Here is a 13,005-nt window from a genome sequence, read left to right as displayed (position 1 = left end):
AATATTAATTTAGTGGCTCAGGATAATCGTGGACCTATCTCTGATGGACCCGCAGTCGATTTTCTAAGAGGAGCGACGACGATGTTTTCGAGACGGAACGTATTGGCAGTCAGTGCTGCAGGTGCAGTTGCAACCGCGGCGCACGCCGCTTCCTTCGGTAATCCGGACCAGCCGGCGCAAGGCGCTGTCAACGCCAAAGCTCCAGGAAGTCTCAGAGATCCTGGCCCGCAAAATGAGGCCATCGGCAACCAGTTTCCTTCAGCGCAAACTCCGCCCGCCACCGACGTCGGCGGCATGCCGATTGACTGGGCGTCCTTCAACAACGCGCCAAAGCGCATCCAGAACGGCGGCTGGGCACGGCAGGTGACGCAGGCTGATTTCGCCATCTCAAACACGATCACGGGCGTCAACATGCGTTTGACCGCCGGCGGCATCAGGGAATTGCACTGGCACCAGGCCGCCGAGTGGGCGATCATGACCTACGGCAGCTGCCGCGTGACCGTTCTCGACGCTGTAGGCCGGCCATACGTGGCGGACGTCAACGAGGGCGACCTTTGGTATTTTCCGGCAGGCCAGCCGCATTCGCTACAGGGTCTCGGCCCGGACGGCTGCGAATTCGTAATCTGCTTTGACGACGGCGATGCCAGCGAATTCAATACGCTATTGGTGACGGACTGGTTCGCTCATACGCCTCCCGAGATCCTTGCCAAGAATTTTGGCGTCCCGGCCCAGACATTCGCCAAGATCCCGCTGCAGAACCTCTGGATCTTCCAGGGCACCTTGCCCGGCGATCTGGCATCTGACCGTGCTGCGATCAGCAAAACCGGCCGCGTTCCACCTCATCCGTTTATCTTCCGCCTTGCATCGTCGGCACCGGCGAGGGAATCCAGGGGCGGCGACGAGCGGATCGCCGACAGTAGCAACTTCCCCGTCGCAACCAGGATTGCAGCCGCGCTGGTAACCGTTCGTCCCGGCGGTGTGCGCGAGATGCACTGGCACCCGAACGCCGACGAATGGCAGTATTACATCAAGGGAAAGGGACGCATGACGGTCTTCAATACCGGCCCGAATGCGATGACGATGGATTTCAATCCTGGCGACATCGGCTACGTCAAGCGTAACCTTGGACATTATGTCGAGAATGTCGGCGACACCGACCTGCAGTTCGTCGGCGTCTTTAGGGCTTCGCGCTACGAAGAGATTTCACTGTCCAACTGGCTGACGCACACGCCGCCGGCGTTGGTAGCCCAGCATCTGAATATCGACGAGGCGACCATCGCGAAATGGCCGGACAACGGGCCAGGCGTCATGCCCAGATCGTAGATCGCGACGGACGAAGTCAGGCCCTCCCATGCGACAAAGTTCCTGGCGGCGTCAGAAACCGCCGCCAGTTCGCCACAAGACCGAGAACGAGGAAGATATGGATGCGCTTGACAACGTCATGATCGGCATGACGGCCGAGAACACCGTCACCGTGACCTCCGATATGACAGTCGGCCATTTCGTGGCGCAGATGCCGCAGGTCTACGCCACACCGATGATGATTCTGCATATGGAAATGGCGTCAGGCTCCGCGATCGCCTCGCACCTGCCAAAGGGCTTCGTCAGCGTCGGCATGGACGTGAAAGTTCGTCACCTCGCAGCAACGCCGGTCGGCCGCACCGTTCGCGCTATTTCTCGCGTCGTCAAGATCGACCCCAAGAGCGTGGTATTCGAGGTTGAGGCCTGGGACGGCGCTCGCAAGATCGGCGATGGCACCCATCGCCGCGGCATCGTCAATGTGACGGAGTTCGAGCAACGGTTCGGAGTAAGGCAGCTCGCCGCGAGCCTGGATTAAAGCGATCCGAAATCGCCCGTTGTGCCGTCCTTGGCACTACTCTCCCCCTTACCTTTGCCCTTAACGCAGTCTTTCTCGGTCCATGGACGATTCCCTGTTCATGGGGGTAGCGCCGACAAGGCTAGCAGCGACAGCATCAGCGCAGGCGGCATGACGATGAGGCCAAGCTTGAGAAACCGAAGTGGCGTAACGTTCTCGCCCTCTCGGCGCAGTGCAATCAGCCACAGGATGGTGGCGAGCGATCCCGTCACGGAAAGATTGGGCCCGAGATCGACGCCAATCAGGATTGCGCCAGCCACGTGCGGAGACACCTGCGCAGCATGACTTGTGGCCGCCGCGATCAGACCCAACGGCAGATTGTTGACGAGGTTGGAGGCAACTGCAACGGCGACGCCTGCGACCCACGACGTCGCTTGCGGCGACGCCGTGACAGCGTCGTGCAGGTTGCGCGCCAGCGCTGAAAATACACCGGTTTGGTTCAATCCCTCAACAACAACGAATAGACCTGCGACGAGCGGCAGCACGCCCCAAGAAACGTCCTTGAGTATCGGCAGCGGCGATTGCCGCGCAATGACCAGCACAAGGGCGGTCAAGGATGCCCCGGCGCAAAAAGTGGGAAGCCCGAGTGGCCGATCGAACGCAGATGCCGACAGGAGCACGACGACTGTCAGTGCGATTCCGATCGCCGCAAGCTTGCCACCCAGCGTCAGCGGGGGCGCCGCTTTGATAGCCGCGACCTTTGCATCAAGCGCAGACCGTTGCGTCAACCCTAATACGACGTATGTCGCGACGATCGCAACAAGCGACGGCCCAGTAAAATAACGCAGCCATTCCGAAAGAGTCGGCATCTGCCCGCCGAACACGACGAGGTTGGCAGGATTGGCGATCGGAAGAACAAAACTCGCGGCATTGGCGACGAAGGCGCAAATGAAGAGATAAGGAAGAGGCTCGACCTGCGCGGCCCGCGTCGTCGCGTACACCGCCGGCGTCATCACCACCGCGGTGGCATCGTTCGACAAAAACACCGTCACGAGAGTGCCGACGACGTAGATAATCAGGAATAGCCGTTTGGCCGAGCCGCGCGCATGGCTCACCGCTAGAGTCGCGAGCCAGTCGAACAGCCCCTCCTTCCTGGCGACTTCGGATAGCAGCATCATGCCGATTAGAAAGAGGTAGACGTCAGTGCCCTTGCCGACGGCTGCGACCGCCTCCTGCCAGGACAGTAGGTTGAACAGCACCAGCATCGCGGCACCCACCGTCGCCCAAACGAACTCCGGCGAATTCCATGGCCGGGCGATCACGCCAAACGTTGCTACAGCCGCAATTGCCCAGATGGCCGAATTGAACGCCATCAGCCTGCACCTACGAGCCCGGCCGCAGGGATTCTCCCGCCGTGCTCAGCAAGCCTACCTCCTCGACCAGGGTCCAGACCTCGACAACTGCGCGGATTAAGCTGATCGAGGATCGCATCGAAAGCGGTTTCGCCCCTGCGCGCCATTTGGGTCAGTTTGCCCTTTTCTATCCATAGCAACGTGTCGGCGTTGTCGGCTTCGTCCCGATGATGTGTGGCCAGCAGGACGGCTCGCCCGCGCGTTTCGAACCGAATATTCTCGATCACGAGGGCGGCGGTTGCGGCATCAAGCCCTTCCGTCGCTTCGTCGAAGACGTAGACATCCGGCGATGCGATAAGCAAACGAGCAATCCCCAATCGTCGCCGCTCCCCGCCCGAGAGACCTGTTCCACCATCTCCAAGCTGATGGTGTAATCCCTTCGGCAGATTTGCGATTGCCTGATCAAGACCGACCGCCGCCACAGCGATCTGCAGCTCGTCATCGCTTGCGTCGAGCCGGCCCATCAGCAGATTGTCGGCGATCGAACCGCGGAACAATTCGGTTCGCTGCAGAAGATAGCCGATACGACCACCAGACGCCGCCCGGCCTGGCCGGCTAAGACCTTCGCCACCAAGCGCTACGGCCCCACAATCCGGTGTGAGCAGGCCGGCGGCGAGGGACAGAATGGTCGACTTGCCGCCGCCGCTAGGCCCCACGAGTGCGACCGTCTCCCCCGGTGCCACGCGCAGCGAAATGTCTTTTGCGACGGGTTCGTTTTCACCTGGAAACGTGAAGCTAACATCGACAAGTTTGAGGTCGCCGAGAGAATTCGCGAGCTCATGTTCGACCGGCTTGTCCGTCGTCGCAATTTGATCGCCTAGTAATAGTCGTACCCGGCGCGCAGCAAGGGTCCAACGCCCCAAATCCAACGCTGCCAAACGGAGCGGAGCCACCACTTCGCCGAGTGAGAAGGAGAAAACGACAATGGCCGCAAACATCAGCGGCGTTGCATTGTGTGAGCCGACTAGAGCCGCCCCACTGAGTAGCGCGCCGAGGATCGCGCCCTGACTCCCCAACGATCCCGCCAACCGCAGGCCGGCAGCGAGCTGTATGAGACGAAGTTCAGTCTCGGCCGCGAGTTTAGAGGCCGCAGCAACGCCTTCTGCGTGAGCAGCGAGCGCCCCCGCAATGCAGAGCTCGGTGCGTCCGCGGTCCAGGTCGGCCAGACGTGTCCGGGCAGCGTCAAGCGCCAGCATTCGCCTTCGCGCGTCGCGGGTCGCGAAAACTCCGATCAAACAAGGCGCCAGGACGCCGCCGAGCAAAACAGGCGTGATCGTGGCGGCAGCCAAGAGCGGACTGATGCCCCACAGGATAACTGCAAAGCCTGTGAGGATGACCGCTGCGGCGAACAGCGGAGTTGCGAAATGGATGCTCAGACCATCGAGCGCGTCGAGGTCACTCGAGAGTCGCGCGAGAAGCACGCCAGCCTGCGTTCTGGCCAACTCGCCACGTCCATCTGCGATGGACCGGAAAACGTTCGCGCGTAATCCCGCAATGAAGCGGAAGGTAGTGTCGTGGGTTGCAAGCCGTTCGGCGTAACGGGCAACCGTGCGCACAATGGCAAACAAGCGTATCGTGGCGCTGGGAATGACCATGTCAAACGCTACCAAACCTATTGCCGCGATCGCCGAGCCCGCGATTAGATAGCCGGAAAGGGCGAGTAGCCCTGCCCCAGCTGCAAGTGTCAGTGCGGCCAGTGCCACGCCACTTATGAAGCGCCATGGCGCGAAGCGGATCATCGACCAAAGCACCTCGAGCAATGCGGCCGTCCCGGTCACGAAGCGATTTCCTCGATGCTGCCGAAGCACAGGGTAATGATCCGATCCATCCGGCGAGCCAGATCTTCGTCGTGTGTCGCAACAATCAGTGTCTTCCCCCGCGCCGCATCCAGAAGTGCCGAGCGAACTTCATCTGCAGTCGCGCCGTCGAGATCCGCCGTCGGCTCGTCCGCAAGAATCACCGGTGCATCGGCTAGCACCGCGCGCGCGATCGCGAGACGGCGAAGCTCCCCGCCCGAGAGACCTGCACCATTCTCGCTGATCGGCGTCAGCATCTGGCGCTGCATCCGCGCTACCTGTTCCGTCAGGCGCGCGGTCTCAAGCACGGCGGCGGCGCGCTCGCGGTCGATCGACTGGTCCCCCAGTTGAAGATTTCGCTCGAGCGAGGCTTGCCGCACAAACGGCTCCTGTCCGATCCAGGCCATTCGACGACGTAAAGTTTTCGCCGTGTCGCTTGTAAGGAGCATGCCATCGATCGCAATTCGGCCCTGAACTCCTTCGATGAGACCTGCGATAGCGTGAAGCAAGGCGCTCTTCCCGGCGCCGCTCAGTCCCATGATCGCGACGTGCTCGCCGGCGGCGACCGCAAGGTTCGCACGCTTCAGCAACGGACGCTCACAGCCTGCAAGCCGGACAGTCAACCGTCTGACGTCCACTGAGGACGCTGGAGGACGATCGAGATGGCGATGCGCGGTGGCATCAAGGTGACCGACGATGCTCGGCCGCTCGACGTTGAAGATATCATCTGTGCGTTCGGCGAACCCCGCCACGCCGGCGCGGTCGTGATAGCCGGCCGCGAACTCTCGCAACGGCTGAAAGAAATCCGGCGCCAGCAACAGCATGAACAGACCTCCGGATAGTCCGAAACCGGTCAGTGTGGCGCCAAAGGTAACCCATCCCAAAAGATAGAAGCCGACATAAAGCGCCACCATCGCGACACCGACGGTGGCAAAAAATTCGAGCACCGCAGAAGACAGAAAGGCGACCGACAGCACATCCATGGCGGAGCGTCTCATGCGCTCACCGGAAGCCCCGATTGCCGCGGCGACACGCTCTTCAGCGCCCAATAGACGGATGGTCGCCAGACCGCGCAGGCGATCGAGCAGTAGCCCGGTCAAGTTGCCCGCTTCGTCGAGTTGCCGGCGGCTGCGCTCCCGCGCCGTTGCGCCGATCAACGCCATGAAAATCGGAATTACCGGTCCAGCGATCGCCAGCATCAATGCGACAGCCCAGCTGACCGGCAGAATCGCGACGAGAATTGCGACGGGAACCACCACCATTCTGAATCGGGCGATCTGATACCTGACGAGAAACGGGTCGATCGTCTCTACCTGATCAACAACAAGCGACGCGATTTCGCCGGCCGGCGGCCGGGTGGCATCGAACGGGGACCACGGTAGAACAGCTTGAATGAGCTTGCGCCGCAGATCCAATTTTTTCGCCGTGGAAGTGCGAGCGCTTATCGAAAACGCTCCAGTGTCGGCGACGGATCGGGCCACCAGCAACAGCGCGAACATCGATGCGAGCACGATCGGCGACAGTCCGGTCAGTTCGGCATCGGTGCCGATGCAAACAGCCGCAACGGTGTCGGCGAGAATCAGGGCCTGGGGAATCCAGATCAGGCTTGCTGCAAGCGAGAGCGCCACCGCAGTGGATGGGATCCGACAGGAGAGTATCCCAAAGCGATCGGTCATGAGAACTCCGCTTTCGGAAGCCGAATAAAGTCGATTGCGACGAATAGTGGCGACGCAAGTAACAGGACGGTCGCTGTGGTACAGTGACCGCAAAATGAAGGTTCGCCCATTAAATTGGGATTCAGCAACTTAAATTCGATTTTAGCCGGGCCGCCGGCGGACCCCTCAGTGCATCGGTGTCGCGCGTACCTTCCCCCTAAATACCCGATAGCTGATCACCGTGTAGATCAGCATCAGCGGGTAAACGAAGAGCCCCTCCCCCCAGAACATGAATGCCAGACTGGAATGAGGCGCCGCGGCCTCCTCGACTGTCATGACGTAGGGGATCATGTACGGCCAGAACGAGTTGGCCAATGTTCCGAAGGCCGACAGAAAGATCAGCGCGACCATGTAGAACGGCAATCCGTCGCGATGGCGCTCAACGCTGATCGCAAGCACGATTGCCGCCAAGGCAGCGATAGCGGGAAAGAAGAAGAGATAGGGACGCTCGACCCATCGATGCATGATCTGGAGATTTTCAGCCAACGCAAAGGAGAACACGGCAACGAGGAAGACCAGTAGTCCGATCGATAAATAAGGAACCTGGTGATAGGCGGCCGCCTTGACGTCCCCATCGCACTTTCTGATCAGCCAACAGGCGCCAAGAAGCGCGTAGCCGAAACACAGCCCGATACCGCAAAGTACGGCGAACGGGCTGAACCAGCCAAAATCGCCGCCAGTGTACTGACCGTTCGCGATCGGCAACCCCTCTACCAGCGCGCCGACGGTCATGCCCTGGACGAAGGTCGCCACCAGCGAGCCGCCGAAAAAGCAGAAGTCCCAGATCCCGCGCATCCGCTCTGCCTTGTAGCGAAACTCGAACGCCACACCGCGCAGGATGAGAGCTGACAGCATGACGACGAGCGGAAGGTAGAACGCGGACATCAGCATCGCATATACGGCCGGAAATGCTCCCCACAGGATAACCGCGGTGACGACCAGCCATGTCTCGTTACCGTCCCAGATCGGCGCGACAGCCCCCCACATGGCGTGCCGCCTCGCTTCATCACGTGTCAGCCCAAACAGGATCCCGATGCCGAGGTCGAAGCCGTCCAGCAGGACATACAGCAGAATACTGATGGCGAGCAGCGATACCCAGTAGGTCACCATGGCTATTCTCCAGCTTCCGCCAGCACGCGTGCATCCTCGCCGGCAAGCGAAAGCGGCCGGTTGGGCACCGCCGCAAATGCCGGCGTCACCATTGGCCGCACCAAGCCGGTCCGCATCAGCCGATAGATGTAGAAGACGCCGAACGAAAAAATGAACGTGTAGACAATTGCAAAGATCACGAGCGAGATCGCCGCCGCTTGGGCGGTCAGGAACGGGGTCATCGCGTCAGCGGTTCGAAGCAACCCGTAGACCGCCCAAGGCTGCCGACCAACCTCGGCGGTGAACCAGCCGGTCCACGTCGCGATAAAGGGCAACGGGAAGCTCAGAAATGTCGCCCACAGGAACAGGCGGTATCGACCGATCCGTCGCGTGAGACTGAGGTACGAGCCGATGAAGGCGAGCGCCAGCATGATCAACCCGCACCCGACCATGATACGAAAGGTGAAAAACGGGATAAGTACCGGAGGCCAGTCCTGCCGCGGAAAACTGGTCAACCCGACCTCCTTGGAATCAAAGCTCATGCTTCCGATCAGGCTTCCAAGAACGGGTATCGAGATCGCGTATTTGTTGCTCGCCGACGCTTCATCGGGAATGCCAACCAAGACTTCGCTGGCGGGCTGCTCGTCATGCCAGCGGCCCTCGATGGCCGCAAATTTTTCGGGCTGGCGGTCATGAACATAGTCGCCGGCCAGGTGTCCGATAAAGAGCTGAATCGGCATCAGCACAGCTGCCAGACAAAGCCCCATACGGAGCATGATCTTGGCTTCGGCCATAAACCTCCCGCGCAGCAGATACCATGCGCCAGTCGCGGCGACGCAGAACGCTCCGGTCAAGTATGCCGCAAGCAACATGTGCGGGAACCGCACCCACACCACCGGGCTGAAGTTGATTGCAGTCCAGTCGTGCGGAACGAATATTCCCTTTTCCACGGCGTAGCCGACTGGTGCTTGCATCCAGCTATTGTTGACCATGATCCAGAAGGCGGAGAACGTCGTTCCCAGGGCAACCATAGCGGTTGAAAAGAGATAGAACCACGGGGGGACGCGAGGTCGGCCAAAAATGAGAACCCCGAAAAACGTCGCCTCCAGCATGAAAGCCGTGAACGTCTCGTACGAAAGCAGCGGCCCCTGAATGGGCCCCGACATCCTGGACAGCACGCTCCAGTTCATGCCGAGCTGAAACGCCATCACGATGCCGGATACGACCCCCATCCCGAACGCTAGGCCGAATATCTTGAGCCAGAAGTCGAACAGCACGCGATAAGCCGAGCGACCGGTGCGCAAATGCAACGCCTCAAGGACGGTGAGCCAGGCTGCCAGCCCGATGGTGAAGGCCGGAAATATGATGTGGAATGAAATGGTGAATGCGAATTGAATTCGCGACAAGAATAGAGCCGCGGAGTCCATTGGAAACCTCCTAAGATATCTTGTCGCGAATTGGTTAGATCAATCGACCGGATCTTTTTGCGCAATTCCCGACGAGCCGAGGCCAAACTGAGGTCCAGCAGCAACGCCTTCCCTATGTGATGTCGACCACCAGCGCGTCACGCTGCAACGCTCCGCGACGGCGGGGCCATGAATTCCGGGCCAACCGGATCGGTGATGGTTTCGCGCAGGATCCGATCGATCTCGAGCTTGGCGGAGGCATCGAGCGACCAACCCACCACTTCGTCTACCGGCTGCAACTGATCGGGATGCCGGGCGCCCCACAATGCCGTGGTGATGCCCTGATCGAGCATCCACCGGACCGCCAGATGAATAACCCGCTTGCCGAAGCGTTGCTGAGCGAGTCGATCGAGCCTGTGTACAGCGGTCTGATATTGCGCGAAGCGAGGCTCGAGGAACTTCGGGTCGGCGCGCCTCAAATCGTCGCCACCGAAAGCCGTATTTGCCTGCATCCGTCCGGACAGGAGGCCCCGGCACAGCGCCCCATATCCCAGCATCGCAATGTTGTTCTTTCGGCAGTAGGGTAGAAGGTCGGTCTCGATGCCGCGTTCGAACAAGTTGTACGGCGGCTGCAGCACATGCAGCGGCGCGACGCAGCGAAACCGCTCCATCTGGCCGACCGAAAAATTACTCACCCCGATGGCGCGGATTTTCCCCTGCTCAAGCAGCATGTGCATTGCGTCCGCGGTTTCTTCGATCGTAATCAGCGGATCAGGCCAATGGACCTGATAGATATCGATGTAATCGGTTCGAAGCCTGCGCAAGGAATCTTCGACCTCGCGCATGATGCGGGCGCGGCTGGCGTTGCGAGATACCCTTCCGTTCTCCCATTGAAGTCCAGCCTTGGTGGCAATTAGCACGTGCGAGCGTGACCCGCTTTCAGCGATCGCCCTGCCAACGATCTCTTCAGAGCGGCCGAATCCGTAGACGGGGGCGGTGTCGACAAGGTTGATGCCGTGCTCGAAAGCGGCCTGGATAGTGGCGACAGATTCAGCTTCGTCGGTTCCGCCCCACATCCACCCGCCGATGGCCCAGGTGCCAATGGCGACGGGCGACACCTTGAGCGACGTGCCGGGAATCTCGGTAAGCGGCAGTTTCATTGCGAGAGCTTCTGATTGATGAGTCATAATCCTGTTCTTTCTTCCGTGGATGCGCCTTCAGGCTGTGGATGGCGGACAAGTCCAACTTCAATCGGCAGCGACCGGTGGCGCGGCGTAGAGACCGGCTTCCTCCTCGGCGATGCGCCCCAGGGCGGTCCAGTCGAGTTCGCCGTAACCCCGCGCGATTCCCGTGATTAACCGGTCTCGAACCACGCCCACCGATGGCATCGGAGCGCCCGCGTTCTCTGCTTCTGCAAGGGCAAGCCGCACATCCTTGAGCACGAGGGGTAAGACAAATCCCGGGGCGTAGCTCTGTCGAGCAATCTTGTCGCCGTAAATTTTGTGCGCACGCCCGCCGAACATTGTGCTCGTCATGATGTCGATGAAGGGCTGGGGATCCAGCCCATGCTTCCGGAGTACGGCAACGACTTCTCCGAGCATCTCTAGTGCCGTGGCGCTCATCATATTGCCGAGCAGTTTGACGAGATTTGCGTTTCCCGGCTCGTCACCGATCACGAACGTCCTTTGTCCGAGGCTGTCGAGGATCGGCTGGCAGCGCTCGACATCGGCCGCGACGCCGGCGGCAACGATGAACAGCTGGCGCGCCTTGGCGGCATCCGGATTCCCGAAGACCGGCGCAGCGACATAACCTTGTCCGTTCCGCGCATGCTCGCGCGCCAGCAACGATGCAGCCGCCGTGCTGATCGTACTCATCGACAGATGGATTGCGCCGGGCATCAGACCCGCGGCCAGACCGTCGAGGCCAACCTCCGTGCGACCGAACACGACTTCGCGCACGACGTCGTCGTCCGGCAACATGCTGATGACGACGTCGCAGTGGAGCAGATCGCCAATGTCCGTGGTGGGCCTCAGACCGAGTGCCTCAAGCTCGCCGACCCGATCCGGGCGGCGGACATAGGCGATCACCTGTCGTCCCTTGGCCGCGAGGTTGGCGGCCATCGCCGCCCCCATGCGGCCGAGGCCGACAAACCCAATTTCGCCCAGCGCCGGCGGGCGGGCAGCGGCCAATTTCGAAACGCCTCCGCGCTCGCGGGACGGAACTACGGACGCACCTCCGGAAGTGAGAGGAGAGCCGGGTTCGTGCTCGGACATAGGAACTCCTGACCCAGCGCAGCCGCACCGATTGATGCGCACCTTGCGACGGGCACATCCGGGATCTGGGGATGAACGGATCCCGTGCTTGTCTCAGCTTGCCGCGCGTTGCGTTGTCTTGCCTGGATTTCCCGATCTCCGTCGCCCAGCTTGGCACTCGCATGACGCACGCGCGCCTGGGCTCGCGCATTCCGCCTCGAGTAAAATCGAATTTAGTGTCTGAACGGCAATTTAATGGCGCGGAAAACCCATCCGCTTTAGTTTGGCCCTCGACTACAGTTCCCACAAAGGCGGACAGCACTCTTTGGCCGCGAACAGCAATGTTGGCTTGATGAAAAATGATCCCACCGCCGCTTCCATGTCTCGACAGAAGAATGCTGGCCGAGGAGAAGAGCCAGTGCGCCTGTCTGGAGGCAGTATGAGTGACCTCGGCAGCAGCATTGCGGGTTATTCTCGTCCCTCCCCTCCATCAATCGTTGAAATTTCGCCGCCCGATATCGCTCGCCGGCAACTAGCGAACTGGGGCGCAATACAAGCGGACACGGTAGAGGTCACCCGGCGCGAAACGTTCGAATACGGCTTCCAAGCGCGAAGGCATCTGCTGGTCGCTTACGAGCGTGCAGAACGACATGAAGGCGAGACGCTTATCGAGGGTTTGCCAAAATCGACTTTGCGCGAGTTCAATTGCAAGCTCAGCTTCGTGCCTGCCGGGCATCGCTTCTACGGATGGCAGACGCCGCGAGTTCTCACGCGCGTCACATATTTCTATATTGATGTGCAGGATTCGTTGTTTGATCCGGAAACTGGCATCACTTGTCCCACGATCAGTCCGCGACTGTTCTTCTTCGATCAAGCCGTCTGGAATACGGCGCTCAAACTGAAGGCCGAGGTCGGGAACTGCGATCCGGGAAGCCGCCAGTATGCAGAGGCCTTGAGTCTGGTACTGATGCACGAACTCATCCGATTGGAACGAACCACGTCCGTTGTGGCGAGGCCGATGCGTGGCGGCTTGCCAGTGTGGCAGCAGAAGCGCGTGGTGGAATTCATCGAGGAGCATCTCGCGGAGGACGTTTCGTTGGTCGCTCTCGCGGAGCTTGTCGATCTGAGCGTCTTTCACTTTGCGCGCGCCTTCAAACAATCCTTCGGCGTGCCGCCGCATCGCTACCATATGGACCGCCGGATGGATCGCGCCAGGAGCCTGCTGCGGGGGCCGGCGCTCTCTGTGACACAGATCGGCATCCAGCTTGGCTTTCGCGAAACGAGTTCGTTCACGAGAGCATTTCGTAAAATCACCGGACTTACGCCGACCGAATATCGGGGCCACCGAGAGGATTAGGCTCAACCAAACCACATCTATGCCGGCAAGGAAGGCTGCCGCTTCACCTCCCTCCCCGCTATCCTTCTGGATTGACCGCTGCGGCTCATGGATCAAGATGGGCAACTGCCTTTTCCGATTATGGATAGACAATGCCCGCAAGCAGGCAACGGTCAAAGGGTA

10 protein-coding genes are annotated in these 13,005 nt (G+C 60.4%); 3 read left to right on the top strand and 7 right to left on the bottom strand.

Annotated elements, in window-relative coordinates:
* Positions 1-81 precede the first annotated feature (81 nt).
* Both IVB05_RS17425 and IVB05_RS17420 read left to right on the top strand, forming a co-directional pair.
* A complete protein-coding gene (locus tag IVB05_RS17425; protein ID WP_247785802.1) occupies positions 82-1,323 on the top strand; it encodes an oxalate decarboxylase family bicupin in 1,242 nt (413 codons plus the stop codon).
* Positions 1,324-1,420: 97 nt separating this feature from the next.
* Complete coding sequence (locus IVB05_RS17420) at positions 1,421-1,837, top strand: thioesterase family protein (protein WP_247785800.1); 417 nt, start codon at positions 1,421-1,423, stop codon at positions 1,835-1,837.
* Between the two features lie 98 nt (positions 1,838-1,935).
* On the opposite strand, the gene IVB05_RS17415 is transcribed toward IVB05_RS17420, so the two are convergent.
* The 7 genes from IVB05_RS17415 to IVB05_RS17385 all read right to left on the bottom strand — a co-directional run bounded on the left by IVB05_RS17415 (position 1,936) and on the right by IVB05_RS17385 (position 11,423).
* Positions 1,936-3,189, bottom strand: a complete 1,254-nt coding sequence (locus tag IVB05_RS17415; RefSeq protein ID WP_247785798.1) for an arsenic transporter — start codon at positions 3,187-3,189, stop codon at positions 1,936-1,938.
* Positions 3,189-5,006: a thiol reductant ABC exporter subunit CydC gene (gene cydC / locus IVB05_RS17410; protein ID WP_247785797.1), complete on the bottom strand. Its 1,818-nt coding sequence runs from the start codon at positions 5,004-5,006 to the stop codon at positions 3,189-3,191. The genes IVB05_RS17415 and cydC overlap by 1 nt, the downstream gene beginning before the upstream one ends.
* Positions 5,003-6,700 (bottom strand): thiol reductant ABC exporter subunit CydD, encoded by a 1,698-nt coding sequence (gene cydD, locus IVB05_RS17405; protein ID WP_247785794.1) that lies wholly within the window; start codon positions 6,698-6,700, stop codon positions 5,003-5,005. Before cydD ends, cydC begins: the two co-directional genes overlap by 4 nt.
* Positions 6,701-6,865: 165 nt before the next feature.
* Positions 6,866-7,849 (bottom strand): cytochrome d ubiquinol oxidase subunit II, encoded by a 984-nt coding sequence (gene cydB, locus IVB05_RS17400; RefSeq protein WP_247785781.1) that lies wholly within the window; start codon positions 7,847-7,849, stop codon positions 6,866-6,868.
* A 2-nt stretch (positions 7,850-7,851) separates the two neighbouring features.
* Positions 7,852-9,255, bottom strand: coding sequence for a cytochrome ubiquinol oxidase subunit I (locus tag IVB05_RS17395; RefSeq protein WP_247785780.1), 1,404 nt, complete (start codon positions 9,253-9,255; stop codon positions 7,852-7,854).
* Positions 9,256-9,392: 137 nt separating this feature from the next.
* Complete coding sequence (locus IVB05_RS17390; protein WP_346771862.1) at positions 9,393-10,352, bottom strand: aldo/keto reductase; 960 nt, start codon at positions 10,350-10,352, stop codon at positions 9,393-9,395.
* A gap of 129 nt (positions 10,353-10,481) precedes the next feature.
* On the bottom strand, positions 10,482-11,423 hold the full coding sequence (locus IVB05_RS17385; protein WP_247785777.1) for an NAD(P)-dependent oxidoreductase: 942 nt from the start codon (positions 11,421-11,423) through the stop codon (positions 10,482-10,484).
* Positions 11,424-11,925: 502 nt separating this feature from the next.
* On the opposite strand from IVB05_RS17385, the gene IVB05_RS17380 reads away from it, so the two are divergent.
* Positions 11,926-12,843 (top strand): AraC family transcriptional regulator, encoded by a 918-nt coding sequence (locus tag IVB05_RS17380; protein ID WP_247785775.1) that lies wholly within the window; start codon positions 11,926-11,928, stop codon positions 12,841-12,843.
* Positions 12,844-13,005: the final 162 nt, after the last annotated feature.

This window comes from Bradyrhizobium sp. 170, from assembly GCF_023101085.1.
Lineage (GTDB): Bacteria > Pseudomonadota > Alphaproteobacteria > Rhizobiales > Xanthobacteraceae > Bradyrhizobium.
This window is presented reverse-complemented; position numbering and strand designations above follow the sequence as displayed.